At 39.2% G+C, this 18,789-nt stretch carries 14 protein-coding genes; 8 read left to right on the forward strand and 6 right to left on the reverse strand.

The features are described 5' to 3' along the window. Nucleotides 1-116: 116 nt before the first annotated feature. The 5 genes from rimK to MWU56_RS04855 form a co-directional block, all read right to left on the reverse strand. Nucleotides 117-1,487, reverse strand: coding sequence for a 30S ribosomal protein S6--L-glutamate ligase (gene rimK, locus MWU56_RS04835; RefSeq protein ID WP_247042728.1), 1,371 nt, complete (start codon nucleotides 1,485-1,487; stop codon nucleotides 117-119). A 472-nt stretch (nucleotides 1,488-1,959) separates the two neighbouring features. Then, a complete protein-coding gene (locus MWU56_RS04840; RefSeq protein WP_247042729.1) occupies nucleotides 1,960-4,161 on the reverse strand; it encodes a xanthine dehydrogenase family protein molybdopterin-binding subunit in 2,202 nt (733 codons plus the stop codon). An 18-nt stretch (nucleotides 4,162-4,179) separates the two neighbouring features. After that, a complete protein-coding gene (locus tag MWU56_RS04845) occupies nucleotides 4,180-4,635 on the reverse strand; it encodes a (2Fe-2S)-binding protein (RefSeq protein ID WP_247042732.1) in 456 nt (151 codons plus the stop codon). Nucleotides 4,636-4,862: 227 nt separating this feature from the next. After that, nucleotides 4,863-5,474, reverse strand: a complete 612-nt coding sequence (locus tag MWU56_RS04850) for an alpha-ketoglutarate-dependent dioxygenase AlkB family protein (RefSeq protein WP_247042734.1) — start codon at nucleotides 5,472-5,474, stop codon at nucleotides 4,863-4,865. A 19-nt stretch (nucleotides 5,475-5,493) separates the two neighbouring features. Further along, the gene (locus MWU56_RS04855) at nucleotides 5,494-6,456 is read right to left on the reverse strand and encodes a helix-turn-helix transcriptional regulator (protein ID WP_247043703.1); all 963 of its coding nucleotides are present in this window, start codon (nucleotides 6,454-6,456) and stop codon (nucleotides 5,494-5,496) included. Between the two features lie 265 nt (nucleotides 6,457-6,721). On the opposite strand from MWU56_RS04855, the gene MWU56_RS04860 reads away from it, so the two are divergent. Then, a complete protein-coding gene (locus tag MWU56_RS04860; RefSeq protein ID WP_247042736.1) occupies nucleotides 6,722-7,222 on the forward strand; it encodes a DinB family protein in 501 nt (166 codons plus the stop codon). Nucleotides 7,223-7,230: 8 nt separating this feature from the next. Next, the gene (locus tag MWU56_RS04865; RefSeq protein WP_247042737.1) at nucleotides 7,231-7,449 is read left to right on the forward strand and encodes a hypothetical protein; all 219 of its coding nucleotides are present in this window, start codon (nucleotides 7,231-7,233) and stop codon (nucleotides 7,447-7,449) included. A 96-nt stretch (nucleotides 7,450-7,545) separates the two neighbouring features. Here the strand turns inward: MWU56_RS04865 and MWU56_RS04870 are convergent, their stop codons facing one another. Then, nucleotides 7,546-10,560, reverse strand: a complete 3,015-nt coding sequence (locus MWU56_RS04870; protein ID WP_247042738.1) for a WD40/YVTN/BNR-like repeat-containing protein — start codon at nucleotides 10,558-10,560, stop codon at nucleotides 7,546-7,548. A 320-nt stretch (nucleotides 10,561-10,880) separates the two neighbouring features. Between MWU56_RS04870 and MWU56_RS04875 the strand changes: the two genes are divergently transcribed. The 6 genes from MWU56_RS04875 (at nucleotide 10,881) to MWU56_RS04895 (ending at nucleotide 18,677) form a co-directional block, all read left to right on the forward strand. Continuing rightward, entirely contained in the window at nucleotides 10,881-15,401 is a 4,521-nt protein-coding gene (locus tag MWU56_RS04875) for a two-component regulator propeller domain-containing protein (RefSeq protein WP_247042739.1), read from the forward strand. Nucleotides 15,402-15,530: 129 nt separating this feature from the next. Then, nucleotides 15,531-15,662 (forward strand): hypothetical protein, encoded by a 132-nt coding sequence (locus MWU56_RS16525; protein WP_262917777.1) that lies wholly within the window; start codon nucleotides 15,531-15,533, stop codon nucleotides 15,660-15,662. Nucleotides 15,663-15,742: 80 nt separating this feature from the next. Further along, nucleotides 15,743-16,684 (forward strand): DUF4412 domain-containing protein, encoded by a 942-nt coding sequence (locus MWU56_RS04880; protein WP_247042740.1) that lies wholly within the window; start codon nucleotides 15,743-15,745, stop codon nucleotides 16,682-16,684. 27 nt (nucleotides 16,685-16,711) lie between these two features. Then, on the forward strand, nucleotides 16,712-17,419 hold the full coding sequence (locus MWU56_RS04885) for a hypothetical protein (protein WP_247042741.1): 708 nt from the start codon (nucleotides 16,712-16,714) through the stop codon (nucleotides 17,417-17,419). A 96-nt stretch (nucleotides 17,420-17,515) separates the two neighbouring features. Further along, on the forward strand, nucleotides 17,516-18,133 hold the full coding sequence (locus MWU56_RS04890) for a hypothetical protein (protein WP_247042743.1): 618 nt from the start codon (nucleotides 17,516-17,518) through the stop codon (nucleotides 18,131-18,133). A gap of 25 nt (nucleotides 18,134-18,158) precedes the next feature. After that, nucleotides 18,159-18,677 carry an outer membrane protein gene (locus tag MWU56_RS04895; RefSeq protein WP_247042745.1) on the forward strand — a complete coding sequence of 173 codons (519 nt, stop codon included), beginning with the start codon at nucleotides 18,159-18,161 and terminating at the stop codon, nucleotides 18,675-18,677. The last annotated feature ends 112 nt before the right edge of the window (nucleotides 18,678-18,789 follow it).

Genomic DNA, 18,789 nt, shown 5'->3' on the forward strand with positions numbered 1-18,789 from the left:
TGCGTTAACGAATGCCCATTTTCAATTTATATTTAGATTTTTAGACCTTTGTGTAGGAAAATATATGTGAAAATTTCAATTTGTTGATTACCAAATAATTAATCAAAAAAAGAGGTCTATTGCTGGTATTTCAATTTTTTTTCAATGGTTTCGATCATTACATTGGCAATGTCTTTTCCTGTAGTATTTTCTATCCCTTGAAGTCCTGGCGAAGAATTTACCTCCAAAAGCAATGGTCCCTTGTTTGAACGAATCAGGTCAACCCCGGCCACATCCAAATTGAATACTTTTGCTGATTTTATAGCAAGCTTTCGCTCCTCTGGGGTTATTTTCACCTTTGACGCCGCCCCTCCTTGATGGATATTTGCCCTAAATTCACCTTTTTGCGCAGTTCGCTGCATTGATGCAACTACTTTTCCATTTACTACAAAACAACGAATATCATGCCCATTGGCTTCTTTAATAAACTCTTGAACCAATATATTGGTCTGCACACTTTTAAAGGCATTGATCACACTCTCGGCAGCTTTGTTGGTTTCGGCCAAAACCACGCCTTTACCTTGGGTACTCTCAAGTAATTTAATGATCAATGGGGCTCCGCTGACCATACGAATGAGATCTTTCGTATCCATAGGGGATTTGGCAAATCCGGTGGTAGGGATGTGAATATCATTTTTGGAGAACAGTTGGGATGCAAAAAGCTTATCTCTGGACCTACCTATGGAATCTGCGGAGTTTAAACAGTATACTCCCAAAGTATCAAACTGTCGTAACAAAGCACAACCATAAAAAGTTACCGCAGGTTTTATTCTTGGGATTACGGCATCGAACTTATCCAAAATGTTACCACCTCTATATCTTATTTCTGGGGTAGCCGCATCCAATTTCATGTAAACATGCTCCACATTTAAAAATACTACTTTGTGACCACGCATTTCCCCCGCCTCAATAATTCTTTTGTTGCTGTACAAATTTGGATTACTAGCCAACAGCCCTAATCGGAGTCCTGTTTTCTCTGTTGTAAAAGGCTGATATTTTTGTTCAAGTTCCTCATTGGAGATATCTCCTTGTACAAAACTTTGGGAAGGATCCACCAAATATCTTTCATTGATAGCCTCTCGCCCAAGTAGCATGCGGTACTCCATGGCATCCCTATTGGCCAAAGTGAGCTCAATTTCAAAAACATTGCCCGCGATGTTGACCGGAGTTTTAATTACGGGGCGTTCTTCCGCAATTCCTTGCGAACTTTTCACACTACGTATATCGATCAACTTGGCTTGACACAAGATAGATATACTCCTATTATCTTGAATTGGGCTTACCTCAAAACGCACCCACTCTTCCAGTCCTTTATTAAAAATTTTTATCTTACTGGCCTGAATAGAGGATGTTTTTGCTCCAGAATCCACTCTTGCCTTTATAGCGGGGATTCTTAAATCATCAAACTGGCACCATTCTTCGCTACCCAATATTTTAAAATCGTTCAAACTAATATGTATTTAACTGATTAATCGCATTATGAACAAATCCACTAGCTCTACCGGGATTAAATCTCTGTTTTAAATCTTTGTCCTACTTTCCATCAAGAGTTGGGGTTTCTCTTTTTCTCTTGGCTTACTTAAAAAGTGAACAATGTCATGTTTAAAAAATATAAAGGTAATGTGATGTACTTGAATAAAAAAGTTCCTCCCATACCCTAAACACAAGTTCATTGTTCAATAAAAATTTCGCCTGAAAAATTCAACGATACACTTGATCAAGTGGATACCTTTTCGGTTTCATTTAAATTTCATATTGACGTAATAAAATGGTCTTAAAAAACAGTATTTATTGAATAAGAAATTCAAACATCGCACATGGTATAAAAAAAGAAGTCTATATTCAAAGTGTACCTCTATAAAAATTGGTCAGTAGAAAACATCTACTGACCAATTTTTAATTAAGTATTATTTATAAAACCTAACCTACCAATGGTGGTTTTTCATTAATGAAAGGCTGGTTATAATGCCGCCTGCCTGTTGCTTTATACAATGCATTTGCCAATGCACCTATGGCCGGAGGCAAAGAAGGTTCCCCTAAACCAGTTGGATCAATACCATTATCCACAAAGAACACCTCAATATTCTTCGGTGCCTCTGAATGGCGCATAAGACGGTAATTATCAAAATTCGATTGTTGTGGTTTTCCCTCTTCAAAAGTCATTGCACTATAGGTTGAATGTCCTATACCGTCGATCATACCCCCTTCTATTTGGTTTTTAGCCGCTAAAGGATTAACTACTATACCGCAGTCCACGGCACACCAAATGTTTTCTACTCTCGGCATATCATCAGTATCTTCCAATTCCAGTACCTGAGCCACATAGGAATTGTGACAATAGTACGCCGCAACGCCTCTAGCCTTGCCTGTTTCTGAGCCCCAATTGGCTTTTTCCTTAACCAGTTTTAAAACCCCTGCATAACGTTGTGGATCATAATCGTTCTTTTCCGGGTCACCTACAGGATTGTTGATAGCCCTATCAAAGAGCTCCAAACGGAATTCCAATGGATCTTTTCCTGCGGCTTCTGCAACTTCATCCATAAATGCCTGTTCTGCCCCTGCAATAAAATTAGAACGTGGTGCTCTCCATGCTCCTGTGGTCACATTACTTTGCAAGCTATGCTTTTCTGCTAAATAGTTGTCCACCGCACCAGCTGGGAAACGGTTTTCAAAGATGAGGTCATCGTTGGTACCTGCTCCACGCACATGCCATGCAATTAGTTTGCCATCTTCATCAAGGCCTGCTTTGAACTTTACTTTATAAGAAGGTCGATAGGTGCCTTGTGTCATATCATCTTCCCTGGAATACACCAATTTAACGGGGGCATTCATTTTTTGGGAAATTGAGGCTGCTTCCACGGCAAAGGTTCCATATAAGCGCCGACCAAATCCCCCACCCATACGGGTCATCATTATATCTATTTTTTCTGCTGGCAAACCTAATCTGGAAACCAAGGTTTTTTCCAAAAATTCTGGCGTCTGAATAGGGCCGAGCAATTCTGCTTTTTCCGATGTAACATGTGCAAAAAAGTTCATTGGCTCCATGGTATTGTGGGCCAAATATGGTGCAGAATAGATGCTTTCAACAATTTTTGTTGCTTTTTTAAAGGCCGCATCCACATTCCCATCCTCTCTGGCCGGTTCTTCCTGAGGCTTTTCCAATAACGATGCCAACGCCTCGTCATGGTAAGCGGAGCTTTCTAACTTAGATGCTTCCTCCCATTCCACATCCAGTGCTTTTTTGGCTTGCATACATTCCCAGGTACTATTGCCTACAATGGCTACCAATTCTGGGATTCCTCCACCATCCGCCCATTGTCTTTCAACATCATCCGGGTAGGCTTCAAAATGGAAAACATCCTTTATACCGGGCATAGATTTTACCGATTCCGCATTCATGCTCTTAAATTTCATTCCAAAAGCTGGCGGATGTACGATCATTGCAGTAAGCATGCCTTCTTTATACACATCCAACCCAAATAAGGGTTTACCTGTTACAATTTTTTTGCCATCTACATTTCTCTTATCAGTACCGATAATCGAAAAATCGCCATTATCCTTCAACTGCACTTCTTCCGGAACTTCAATACTGGATGCCGCTGAGGCCATTTCTCCAAAACCTGCTGAGTTTCCACTTCCTTGGTGTGTAAGTACTCCATCTTTTACGGTAATTTCATCTGCTGAAACACCCCAAGCTTGTGCTGCAGCTTCTTTTAGCATGTGTTTTGCCGTGGCTCCGGCCATTCGTAAACTTTCCCACCCCTGTCGGATGGATTGGCTACCACCGGCCAATTGTCTTGTGAAAATATCGGTGTTCAACGGTGCCTGTTCCACGATTACATCTTTCCAAGCCACATCGAGCTCTTCTGCGACGATCATGGGCATAGCCGTTTTAACGTTCTGACCAATTTCTGGGTTGGGCGACATAATGGTCACCATCCCATTGTCTCCTACTTTTAGAAACCCATTAAATTCAAACCATTCTTTGGGCAGGTTGTTTACCTGTTCCGGTGTCATTTTACAAGAAGCCAACCAATTAAACCCAATAACAAGTCCTCCACTGGCCAATCCTGCATTTCGAATAAAGGAGCGTCGTCCTATTTTTGTCTTTACAAGTGTCATGATGCTGATTTTATGGGTTTATGATTTAGCTGCAAGTTTTACGGCCTTTTTAATTCTGGTATAGGTACCACAACGACAGATGTTACCGTTCATGGCCATTTCAATTTCTCCGTCTGTTGGGTTTGGGTTTTTATCCAAAAACGCTGAAGCCGTCATAATTTGACCCGCTTGGCAGTACCCACATTGTGGCACATCTTCTTCCAACCAAGCTTTTTGTACTGGATGATCGCCTTTTTCCGACAATCCTTCGATAGTCGTAATTTTGGAATCCCCTACCGTTGAAACTGTGAGCATACACGCCCTGGTTGCCGTGCCATCCAAATGAATGGTACAGGCTCCACATTGCGCTATACCGCAACCAAATTTTGTTCCAACCAAGTTTAAATGATCTCTTAAAACCCAAAGGATTGGTGTAGAAGGGTCTACATCCACCTCTTGTTCTTTTCCGTTGATGTTTAGTGTAAATGTTGCCATATGTTGATTAATTCATTCTCAATTTATTGATTTTCATCAACATTAAGATTGATTGCGTTAAACATTTTTAAAAAATTAACATTGTTTTCGGTTTTTTCTCGATTACTTAAAATCAGTTTAAATAAGTACCTCGTATAGATCTGATTAAAAGTTAAACGTCCCAACTCTATTTGACTTGATAATAGTATTATTGAACGTATTAAGATCACCACCAAAAGTTCTTATTATCAATATTGCACAATGGTTCTAAAAGTAAGGTTGATTCTTGGTGTTTTAATCATTTTTGTCGGGGGCAAACGATGATGCCAAAAAGTTTGGGTCTCGCCTTTCATCACTAAAAGACTACCGTGATCTAATCCCAGCTTCACTTTTGCATCGGTAGTTTTGTGCTTAAAAACAAAATTGCGTTCTGCACCAAAACTAAGGGAAGCAATAGCTCCATTCTGCGCCAATTCTTTTTCGTCATCGCTATGCCAAGACATCCCTTCTTCTCCAGAGTGATAAAAGTTAAGTAAGCATGAATTGAAGGTTTCTTTGGTTAACTGTTCAGTACGTTTTTTCAATTTTAATAATTCTGGTGTCCAAAAGAGTGCCTTTTTTGTTATATTGGAATAGGTATATTCAAAAGGTTTTTCTCCATACCATGCTACTTTGCGCTTGGTAATGATACGTTTTCCAAACATTTGTACCGTATCGTGCTCCCAAGGTATGGTGTCTCTAAGTTTTTGGAAATATCCATTGGCTTCTGTGGGCTCCATAATGGGTCCAAAGTAATTGACTATTCCCCCGTAGGGCAGCCAATTCTTATTTGGGTCTATTTGGTTGGTAAACAAATCCATTCCACTATTTTACTCTTACTTAAGAAGATAGCATTTCTTGGCTTTTGGTCAGTATTTCTGTCACCCTTTTCTTTAATGTCTCGGGTTCCATAATCTTTGCATAATCCCCGAACATAAGGTACCAACGGGCAAAACCGTTCTCGAGGTCGGTGGTCATGAATGTCATTTCCACATCTTTTCCTTTATCTTCCTCGGAAATGAGCCCATAATATTTGCTTTGGCCCTGGATAAACTTGGCTACGGATTTATTTACCAATATCCTCACCTTCGTTTTGCTCACAACTTCTCTTTTCTTTCGATGTTCATCAATGGTTCCGTGTTTCAATAAAAAGTCGAGTGAGGTTCTTGTTATTTTATGAATCCTATCAGTTCGGAAATGCCTGTAATCCGTTCGTAAGTGACAAAATCCCAAAATGTACCAAAATCCATTTTCATGAAAGAGGCCTACAGGTTCTATTCTCCGTTCCGATGGGATTTCTTCCCGTAACGACTCATACCGTAAAAAGACCTGTTTCTGTTCTGCAATACTCTCGAACAATATCTCTAGTGCATTGGACACCTCATTATTAAACAAAGCTTGCCCCGGTGTTATGGACACTTGCGATTCCAAAGCTTCCACCCAATCCTTTTCACTCCCACGAAGTACCGATTTAAGTTTAAACATAGCAGATTCATAATAGGCCCCAAGCGATTTATCTGTAAATTTTTGCATCAACTTTTCAGCCGCCACAAAACTTCCCGCCTCTTCTCGGGTAAACATTACCGGGGGCAAACGATAACCGTCCATAATGGAATATCCCACACCTGCTTCGCTAATAATTGGCACTCCCGATGCTTCCAAAGTCCTGATATCCCTATAAATGGTTCGTAAACTGACTTCGAACCGGTCTGCGAGTTCCTGTGCTTTTACAATTCGCTTGGTCTGCAATTGTATTAAAATAGCAACTATCCTATCAAATCGTTTTACGGTATCCATTCCCATAATTGCATGAGCTATCTCCCAAAGATAGGATTTCAATCCAAGGATGGGAGGTCTTTTCTGGCTCATATTTATTTTAAATATTTAATTATTTCAAACCTTCAATGTCTTTACTGTTGTCACATTACACGGCCAAAACTATTCACGTAACGTGACAACCGTCTATCAACAAGGTTTTTTTGGATAGCTTTTTTTACTACTGACATGGGGCTGTCACACCCCCTCTTAATTTTGATTTCGGAAGCAATAATTCTAAAATTCACAACACATGGAAAACACCAGTAAAAAACAAACAACAGCAACACAGGTAATAAGCCCAGAACAATTACTGCAACATTACCAAGGGCACAGAAAACTTACCCGAAAAGTTATTGAGACATTTCCAGAAAACGATTTTTTTAATCACAGTATTGGAGGTATGCGACCTTTTTCCGAAATAACAAAGGAGCTTTTGGCTATTGCCGTTCCTGGACTTACCGAAATCGTTTCTGGCGCTAACGGGGACTTTGATGAAAATAAGGACTACGGGCACACAAAGGCTCAGTTTTTGGAGAAATGGGACCGGGACACCGAAGAAATCAATAAGCTATGGCGTCAAATCCCTTTGGAACGTTATCAAGAACACATTACTCTTTTTGGACAGTACGAAGGCACCGTTCAATCTTCCATTCTATATTTTATAGATAATGAAATCCATCATCGTGGACAAGGATTTGTTTACCTACGTGCTTTGGACATTGAACCTCCTTTTTTTTATAACCGAGATTGATTCGCTGCATGAGAACTGTTCACGTATTTAAAACAACCGTAAAGAGAAAGAAGGAGATTAAAAAACTTCGCTCTTCTTTGAACAAGTTGGTCAATAAAAATGGGTGTTGGAATTTTGATTTGGAGGATTGTGATAATATTCTCCGTATTGAAACACAAAACCTTAGTGCACTTGCAATTTCTACACTATTAAAAAAAAATGGTTTTTACTGCGAAGAGTTAGAATAAACCATAATACTAAAAGGCCGTCTAGAATGTTGATTTTCATCACCCTGAATATTTTTCAGAAGAATATTTCTAATCCAGACGGCCTTCATAATTATATTAAAGCCCAACCTTTTGCTTAAGTGTGTTAAATTCGGTTAACAGCTCTTGGTAACTATCTTTTTCTTCTTGACCCAGTTGTTTATCGGCACCGCTCAGTATATAATATAAATACGATATCTGTGCTACCATAACTACCTCCGGATATGCGCCTTCATCATTCTTGAGTTGTTTTAAGGCTTCCTTATAAGGTTTTAAGTCGGCTTCACTAGCGTTGTTCTTTTTAAGGTCATTTATTGTGCTTTCAACTTTATCCTGAAATTTTCTTGCTTCAGACAAAAGATCGATTACTTTAAACTGTAGTTCCTGTTGTTCCCTCATATCGGAAATGACAACTCCATCTTCTTTAAGCCTGGGATCCACAAGAACTTCAAAAGGTTTTTCGAACGACTGGTTACCTACGATCAGTTTTGCCGTATATTTCCCAGGTAAGACCATTGGACCATTTTGGTATCTCCTTTTCTTATTTTTTGCCCAAGCTCCTTTTTGTTGCATATTCCACTCAAATCGATTCAACCCCTGTTTGGTCTCTAGCTTTTCATCTGTATAAACAAAAGTCGCGCTAAGGTTCATGTCCTCCACTGTTTCGGTTGTGGATTCCAACTTTGTAGAATCGCTTACAATAGTTGCGATCACCTTGCCTTGCGCATCCATAATCTGAAGGCTAACCCCCTCTTTTATATCTGATGGCAAATAATAATCTATAAGTACACTTGCAGAAGGATAATCCGGAAAACCTCCTCCCCGTCGCGGAGTTCTATACCTAAAGGTATTGTCTGGCTTAAACAACACAGGAGAATCCTTAAGTTGGGTAATATTCGGATCATGAAGCGTTGTTACTTTATCCAATATCCAAAACCCACGTCCCATAGTGCTTAAAATCAAGTCGCCTCGAAACAAAATAATATCTGTGATAGGTGTAACTGGAAGGTTTTGTTGGAATTCCTTCCAAGTTTTTCCATCATCAAACGAGATAAACATACCAAACTCGGTGCCTGCATATAAAAGGCCTTCCCTAACAGGATCTTCTCGAAGTACCCTGGCGGTATAGTCCGATGGGATTCCATTGGATTCAGCACTGATCAAAACCCAACTTTCGCCATAATCCTCTGTTTTGTAAAAATACGGTGTAGTGTCGCCCAGTAAATGGCGATCCACCGCAATATATGCCTTAGCGGGGTCAAACTGTGATGGTTCAATGGATTCCACCCTACCTCCTTTAGGTAATTTTTTCGGCGTTACGTTTTTCCACGTTTTTCCGCCATCCTTTGTAATCGATACAACCCCATCGTTTGATCCTGTCCAAATCAACCCGTTACTGATCTTGGATTCTCTAATGGAATACAGCGTGCTGTAATACTCCTCTCCCGTAATATCACGGGTAATAGGATTTCCAGATATAACTTGTTTATCTGGCTCGTTTGCGGTTAGATCTGGTGAAATAATATCCCAATTCTTACCTCCGTTACTTGTTCTGTGCAGGTATTGCGACCCCATGTACACCACTTCTGGGTTGTATGGGGAAACATGGATGGGTGCCACCCGCTGAAATCTATATTTTAAATCCTTTGGATTGTGCCCATAGATGTTGGATGCACCTATGGAATATTCCCTGCTCAACCCTGTTTTTTTGCTATAAACGCTAAAACGGCCTTTACAGTTATTGTATACGATGTAATGGTTGCCCGGCATTGGGATTACTGGTCCTGTCTCACAGCCACCAACATTCATCATAATACTTTCATTGGGTGTTGTTGTGGCCTTTGGCGCCCTACTTGGAATAGCCAATGTGGTATTATCTTGCTGTGCTCCATATACCCAATAAGGATATTGATCGTCCACTGCAACCTGATAGATTTCCGCAGTTGGCTGGTTATATTGGGTGGACCATGTCTTTCCTCCGTTATGGGAAACATTGGCTCCCCCGTCATTACACTGAATCAATAAATCTGGATTGTTTGGATTAAGCCATATATCATGGTTATCAACATGGGGAACACTCATATGTGTCCATGTTTCCCCCCCGTCCGTGGATTTTATTAATGGATTGGCATTGGAAAAAACAATATCTGGATTGGTAGGGTCCAATTCAATATTGGTATAATAAAATGGCCTGTTCACCAATCTTATATCATCCGAAACATGGGTAAACGATTTACCTTGATCTTCTGATTTATAAAGTCCTCTGTCTTTATCTGGAGCCTCGATCACAGCATATAAAATTCTTGAATCTGCTTGTGAAACGGCCAAATCAATTTTACCGATCAATCCCTTGGGCAAGCCGTTTTCCAATTTTTCCCAGTCTTTTCCTCCGTTTATAGATTTATAGATACCGCCCTCGCTATTTTTTCCACCGGAATCAATGGTCCATGGCGTCCTACGTGTCTTCCAAGCGGCCGCGTACACTGTATTTGGATTTCCCGGTAACAGTTCTAAGTCAGCAAATCCAGTTTCATCGGAAACATACAATACTTTTTCCCATGTTTTTCCTCCATCAACAGTTTTAAAAATACCACGTTGGCTATTGGGCTTAAAAGCGTTTCCAATAGCTGCCACCCAAACTATATTGTTATTTGTAGGATCTATTTCAACAGCGCCGATTTGGCCTGCATTTTCCAGTCCGATATGTTCCCAAGTTTTTCCTGCATCAATGGATTTATACATCCCCTTACCTTCAATAATGTTACTTCGGATTCCATCGGAACCTGTACCTACATATACGATATTGGGGTCATTGGCCGCTATTTCTATAGCTCCAATCGATGGGGTGTTAAAAAACCCATCAGAAACGTTGTTCCAAGTGGTTCCGTAGTCCTCCGTTTTCCACACACCAGCTCCTGAAGCTCCAAAATAAAAGGTTCCTGGCTGCATCGGTGTACCTGTCACAGTAGTTACACGCCCACCCCTGGAAGGTCCTATGGTACGGTATTGCAAGGATTCAAAATCCTGTGCAAATGTTGCACAACTCAATAAAAAAGTAAATAGAAAATAAAAGGATCGTTGCTTTAAGCTCATGGGTCAGTAGAATAGTTTGGTTGAATCCCAAATCTACTAAATACTTGGTCAATTTGAAATGGTCCATGATAGAAAAAAATGTCTTTTACAAAAATGTGGTTGATGCTAAAAGTGATATGCCTTATTAGAATTTATCAAAATTTATACATGATATTGCTTTTTTAAAGAACACTACGTACTGAAAAAATGTGGGCTCTTCATCACCTGCAATCATTTTACACTCGTAAAGTGTTAAGATATTGAAAGTTGGAAATGCAAAATAAAAATCAAGAAAAGGGCTATCTTGTAAATTCTAAGATCAAAACATTAAATTAAGATTGTTGCCAGTAATCAGTAGCCATAAAATATTCGCCTATTTAAAACCTCACGCAATACTGCTTCTGATTTTTGTTTTTGGGAATTGCATATTCGGTTTTTCCCAAATTTCAAAAGAGGCACACAATCGATTTTCTTTTAACAATCTTACCGTTAATGATGGTCTTTCGCAAAATAGTGTTGTCAGCATAGCCCAAGATAGCACTGGCTTTCTTTGGTTCGCCACACAGGATGGGTTGAATAAATACGATGGAAGGAAGTTTACCATTTACAAAGAGCAATTCGAAGATGTTACCCGACCTTCCTATAGTAAACTCGGCAAGGTATTCATTGACTCCAGAAACACACTATGGGCCATCACCAACCCAGGTACACTGAAGTACTATGACAGGCCGCAAGAGAAATTTCAAAGGATTCAATCCATAGATAGTGCCAGTCTTGTTTATGAGGACACAAAACGGAACATTTTTATTGGTACATATGGGCAAGGGCTGTTTAAAATTAAAACTGAAAACCAAGACACAATCCAGGTGTTGGACGAAACAGCAAACGCCTTGGATATATATGATCTAATAGAGCATGAGGACCGCATTTGGATTGCGGGTACCGAAGGGGTGTATAAACTGGAAGAAAGGAAACACAACTTGGACACCGTCCTTAATATACCGAACACAAACTTTAGTTCATTTGCCAAGAACAGAGAAGATATTTATGTAGGGAGTTATCAAAAAGGGCTTTTTATAAAATCAGGACAATCTGAACGTTTTGAACAATTCAAAGGTTTCGAAAAAAAAGAATTTCCTTCAAATCTGGTTATTCAAGATCTTTTGGTAGATAAATATGAACGGTTATGGGTTGCAACTTATGGTCAAGGATTATACATCATTGATTTCTCCAATAAGGATATTAGGCACTTTGTTGCCAATAAGAACAATCCCAATGCACTTCATTATCAAGATATCTTATTTCTATTTCAAGATTTTTCTGGAACCGTATGGCTCGGCACGGATGGAGCTGGTTTAAGTTATTATGATGAGTATTTGTACAAGTTTAATAGTCTTACCAACAATATAGTCCCTGATGATATCCATGTAGATGTTATCAGAGCCATTGCTGTAGACAATAATGATCTTTGGCTGGGAACCTCTGGAAAAGGATTGACAAAAATAAATTTAGAGACTCAAAAATCTTTAACCAAACAAGTTGGCGAATCAAATTTAGCAGGTGACAGAATAATGTCGTTATACCACGATGGCGAGGTCTTGTGGGTAGGCCATCAAGAACATGGGCTCCAAAAATTAAATCAAAACACACCTATTCAAACGGTTGAAGCGCTTGCAGGTCATACCATTTGGAAAATTCATGAGGCTCCGAACGATCAACTTTGGTTATGTACCCGAAACAATGGATTAATTCTTTTTGATAAGCATACAGGGGTTGTTGCTGAATATCACACAAGAAATTCTGTACTAACCTCCAACAATATAAGGACCATAGAACGTTTTAAAGACCGTAGTTTTTGGATCGGGACAGAACAAGATGGTCTCTTTTTATTAAATCTAGACACCCGGGAAATAATAAAAATCGATGAGATTCCCGATAAAATCAAATCACTGTACCAAGACGAAAAGAAGCTTTGGATTGGAACCAATGGCAATGGATTAAAATCTTTTGACCCAACAAGCACAAAAGTTTTGCATTTTACCACTGAGGACGGGCTTCCGAACAATGTAATCTATGGCATTTTACCAGACAAAGAAGGAGACTTGTGGTTAAGTTCCAATCGGGGAATCACCAAGTTTTTCTTAAAAGAGAATCAGCCGATTATTGAAAACTATGAGAACTACGATGGTCTGCAATCTTATGAGTTCAATACGGGAGCTTACTTTAGGGCTGATGACGGAACACTCTATTTTGGTGGTCTGGAAGGTCTCAACTGGTTTCGACCAGAACAGTTACAAACCAATCCATCTAAGCCTAAAACGGTAATTACCAACATAAGGGTGTTCAATGCAACCCGTGACATAGCCGATAAGGTTCCCTTAAAGCACACACAAAACACAATAACCTTCACCTATTCTTCCCTACAGTTTTCGCAACCCAATCTAAACCAATATAAGTATAGGCTAATGGGTTATGACGATGATTGGGTACCTGCTGGAAATGACAATGAGGTACGGTATACAAATTTGTCTCCTGGCCGCTATACTTTTCAAGTTCTATCCAGTAATTATGACGGTATTTGGGGAGAACGGCCAGCAACCTATGACTTTGAAATAGAACAACCATGGCACTTTACCAATATGGCCATAGCTGTGTTTTCAACGTTTACTTTTCAAGGGTGTTTTATTGCCATAGGTGTATTTATGCTCCTGCTCTATTTTAGGTTAAGAAAACAAGACTATCTCTTGTATGGCATCTATATTTTAATTTTTGCCTCCTATTTTTTTCTAAGAATCAACCTAGAACTCCAATTGGGGCTGTTTTTCAAGGACCATAATACCACTTACTATTTTATGGCGCCGATGGTGTTTTTGTTGTCAGGTGTTTTTATTGCATTTGTCAATTCATTTGCCGAAATAAAAAGTTATAATCCAGCTTTCTCTAAAGAACTTAAGTGGTTTGCGGGGTTCACCTATTTGGCCGGTGTTTTAATGTTCCTGTATATCTTGATAAGTAAGGATTTTACTTTTGTAAAAAGCCATATGAACCTTGTGCTATTGCCATTGCACGTATATGGTATCTATGCTGTGATCAGGGCTTTTATCGTTGTCAAATCCCCACTACGGTATTATATTTTATTGGGGAATATCTTTTTGATAGGGTTTTCCATGGTAGGAGTTTACTATGGATCTCAAAATGCGTTTTCAGGAAGTGTGGAGTCCAACAACGTTTTTGGTTTTTATAGTTTTAATATTACCCAATTGGGCGTTTTTCTCGAGCTGCTCGTCTTCTCTATGGGTTTGGGCCATAAGTTTTATTATGTCGAAATTGAAAAAAATAGATTTCAAAAAATTGATGAGCTTAAAACCAAGCTCTATACCGACATTTCCCATGAAATTAGAACCCCACTTACTTTGATTTCCGGACCTATCGAAAATCAACTGCGCAGAACGGGCCTCTCCGATAAGGACCAAAATGAATTAACACTTATAAAAAACAATGCCAACAGGCTAATGGGACTCGTGGATCAAATGCTTGACCTTTCCATGATAGACTCGGGACAATTAAAACTCAACGTTGAACAAGATGACCTAAAGGGACTATTAATACAATTGGTGGAAGCATTCTCCTATCTTGCAGAGGAGCAAAAAATTAAAATTAAATATGATTTTAAGGACCTGAGCAATTCATGGTTTGATAGAGATGTTGTGGAAAAAATCATTTCTAACCTTTTATCCAATGCGGTTAAATATGCCCCAGAGCACAGTGAGGTTTTTGTGAATGCTGAAAAAAATGAAGGAAGTCTCGTGTTCTCCGTTGTAAATAACACCAAGGATATTGGAATTGATGATTTGAGCAAGTTGTTCACGCGTTTTCATCAAAATCACGAAGGTTCCGAAGGTGTCGGAGTTGGACTCGCACTGGTTCGAGAGCTCGTTTCATTATCCAACGGAAGTATTATTGCCAATAATATCGGGGAAGATAAAATCCAGTTTACCCTTACATTGCCCATATCTCCACCAGCCCTTGAAACTGCAGTTTCAAGTAGGGCCACAAAACAAAAAATCAATACTTCTTCCGATGAGACAACAAATTTTGGAAATCAAAAAAACACCACCATTCTTATTGTAGAAGACGATAAGGACATCCAATCTTACTTAGTTTCCATATTCAATGACCAATATACCATCCTAACCGCCAACAACGGAGAAGAAGGTTGGGACATAGCTCTGGACAAACTACCGGATTTGATTATAAGCGACATAATGATGCCCTTGAAAAATGGTGTAGAGCTCTGTAGAGACATTAAGAGCAATGAACTTACAAGTCATATTCCAGTGGTTTTATTGACTGCCAAAGCGGGCGAAGAAAATCAATTGACAGGATTTAAAACAGGAGCCGACGCTTATGTAACTAAACCCTTTAAACCGAAAATTCTAAAACTGAGGGTGGAAAACCTTTTGGAAAACAGGAAACAACTCCAGAAACATTATTCAAAAACATTTAAAGTAGAACCCGGATTGGTTCCCACCTCAACCGAAGGAGAGTTTGTAAAAAGGCTTCAAAAGGTTCTGGACCACCACATCACCTCACCAGAATTTACCAGTGAAAAATTCTCCAAGCTCATGCTTATGAGCCGGTCACAATTACATAAAAAACTACACGCCATTACCGGCATGTCCACAACCGAATTCGTTCGTACGCAACGTATTAATTTGGCAAAGGAACTATTGTCCAGTTCCGACACTACAATTTCTGAAATCGCCTATCAAGTTGGGTTCAACACACCATCCTATTTTAACAAATGTTTTAAAGATTCCGAAGGTTGCACACCTAATGAGTATCTGCACAAATACAAGTAATACAAGGTGTTAACACAATAAAAAAACATATGTGGTATCATCCGAAACATATGTTGTAACACCTCATTACACCTTCAAATATATTTACATCAAGTTTCAATTAAGCCGGTATAATCCCTCTCTATTACCATGAAAAAAGATACGGTACCCGATAAAATATATATGAGCATAGACCATCTAAAAAGTGGGAAATACCAACTCAACATTCTGTTGAAAAACAAGATTGTACAAACCTTGGAGATCGAAAAAAAAAGAGGGTAAGAAACATGAAACTATAAAGGAAGGAACATACATTCCTTGGGCACATTAAGTAAAGCATATAATCATAAAAAAGCATTGTCATGAAAAGAAAGATTCAACTATTATTGATTTGCAGCCTTGCAATATCATTTTCTGCAGAAGCACAGTTTTTTAAAAAATTGGTCAAAAAGGCCGAAAATGCCGCAGAGCGAACCATTTTGAACCGTACCGATAGGGAGGTGTCAAAAGGGACGGATAATGCCATTGATTCCATCACCAAAGGTGATCAAGGCAAGAGCAACAAAAAAGGAAACACCAAGAATATTGGCGAAACTGAAAAAAACTTAGAAAAGCAACAGCAGACCCAAGCACAGAAAAAAGCTCAACAATCTGCCATGCAGAAAAAAATGGCCGGTTTACTGGGCGGTAGTGGATTGGATAACGTTCCCGATGTTTATGAGTTTTCCTACCGCGCAACCATGAAGATAGTCAACCAAAAGGATGAGGTCGAGATGATCTACTGGTTTGAACCTGACCAGCGATACTTTGGCAGCACATTGAACGATGAACACACCAATAGCATTACGGTAATGGATTTGGGCAATAAAGCAATGGTAATGTTCAATGACGATGGCAAGCAAAAGACCGCCATGAAAATTCCTGCTGGAAATAAGGCCATCGACAAGGCCATTAAAAAAATGGAGGAAAAGAGCAAAGATACCATGGACGACGCCAAAATAACACCCATTGCCAATAAGACCATTTTGGGATACGACTGCAAAGGCTACCAGATTACTACCAAAGATGGGGTGTCCAAAATGTGGATCACCGATGAGGCACCGGTGGGTTATCTGGGCGGTATGGCGAACACCGATAACTTGCCCAGCAGTGTGCTGCCCATTGGTGAAAACACCATGTTTATGGAAATGCAGTTCGAATCCGCCAAAAAGAAACGGGACAACTTTAGCATGGTATGCACCGAACTGATAGAAAAAAACATGTCCATAGTAAAGGAGGAATACGCCACGATGGGCGGGTTTTGAGATTCTTAGAACACTAAATAAAACAACATGAAAAAGGTACTAGGATTTACACTGTTTTTAATGTTTCTATGTACAGGGTCCCAGGCTCAGGATTTTAACCTTGGGGATATTATTGGCGAAGCACAAGATTACTTTGGCCAATCACAGAATGAAGCTGAAAAAGCCGCAGATACCGAAGCTCAACAGAAATTTGAGGAGGCATTTACTAACAAGTTCAAAAAATGGGGCGAGTTTTCAAATAATCTTGATAGTTATTCTCCACCAAGCAAGTGCCTTTACCTAATGGCCAAATACATTATGGAATTAGAAGCACTTAAGGAAGAAACAGAAGGTACTAGCGATTGCAAAAGAAAATATGATTTATATGGCATGCAATTGACATCAATGATGTCCAGTACATCAATTATGTTCTGTACCGAGGAGCTTTTCAATGAAATAGACAATATAAAATCAGGGACTGCAAGAAATGCCGACTTAACCTTGTTTAAGCAAATAAAAAAAGATTTTGCATTGATAATTAATAAAGAGGATCCAACAGATTTTGAAAAAACGATGATAAAGTTTTATATAGACGATACCTTTCTTGTAGACCCATATTATAAAGATGACCCGTCGATAGAATACTTTAAAATTCATGAATATTTACAAAAATATTTCCATCCACTTTCTCTTATGAAAGAAGGGATGGCTATTAGTAAAGAAATGGATGTACTCAAACCTTGTACAGGGTATTAAACTGAGGATTGGTTGCATTAATCCATTTTACAAACACAAAGACAGATGATAGAAAAATGGCAGTATTATAAGTAAACCCAGCCTAAAAATTCAACAATGAACACTACAAAACCATATTTCCGGCATTTCTTCTTATCTATTTTCATTTTAGGAATACCGCTGATTTCATGCAACAATAAGGATAAAGATCCCAGTAGTAAGGAAACATCCAATCTGGTAAAAAACGCCAAAACTGCAGTAAAAGAAGCCTCTGAAATGAAGGATAACATCCAGCTGTTGCGGGAAAAAGAACATCTCACTAAGGATGAATGGGAATCATGGATGCCAAAAACATTACTCGATTTGCCCATTAATTCTTCTCAAATAAACTTTATGCCTGGACTTGGATCCTGTGGTGCTACTTATAAAATAGGAAACAAAAGTATACGCGTCATGGTCATAGACGGTGCAGGAGAAAAAGGGGCCAGTGGTGTAGGGCCATACCGTATGTCAAGTAAAATCAATTATGATGAAAAGGGCTCTTGGGGAACTACCAAGACCAAAACCATCAATGGACTTAAAGTAAAGGAATCCGATTTGAAAGATGATACATACAACTTATCTCTGTTTTATGGCGATAGGTTTGCCGTGGATATCAAAACCAATGAGGTCGCGCATGACGAATTACAACAGATTCTTACAGAATTGGATTTGGAACGCTTGGCCAAACAATAATAATAACTATTAAATACTATAAAAAATGAAAACAATCAACCTCATTATTGCAACGGCATTGCTATGTCTAACCTTTTCTTTTACCGCAAATGCCCAGTCAGAAACCAAACTCGGTGCACTTCTTGCATACGGTACCGAAATTGAAAGCATTGGAATTGGAGCCAATGCAGAATTTCCAATTGCTGAGAAATTGACCATTTCACCTGCACTGATCTATTATTTTCCAAAAGACGAAGCTGGTGTGAGCATTAATTGGTTTGAAGTGAATGCCAATGCCAATTACTATTTTTTAACTGATGGCAATGTAGATGTTTACGGTATAGCTGGTTTAAACTATTCCAGTGTTAAAGTGGATTATGACGACAGTGCTTTTGGTGGTTTCCTTGATGATTATTCTGCAAGCGACGGGCGTTTTGGTCTTAATCTGGGCGCAGGTGCCAATTTTAATACCGGAGGCAGCATAACCCCGTTCGCCGAATTAAAATATGTAATCATTGATGGTGGTCAATTGGTGATTGCCGGTGGAGTTAAGTTTAGAATATAAAAAAATAGAACAAGTACTTAATCTAAGTGGCTTTGGACCGAGCATCCAAGTAAGTCAATGTCTCCAAGTTTGATTTCAGCGTTCAAGGCCCATTTTAAAAAGAAGGAGGGGT

Origin of the sequence: Allomuricauda sp. F6463D, from assembly GCF_023015965.1 — a bacterium.
In the GTDB taxonomy this organism is placed as follows: domain Bacteria; phylum Bacteroidota; class Bacteroidia; order Flavobacteriales; family Flavobacteriaceae; genus Flagellimonas.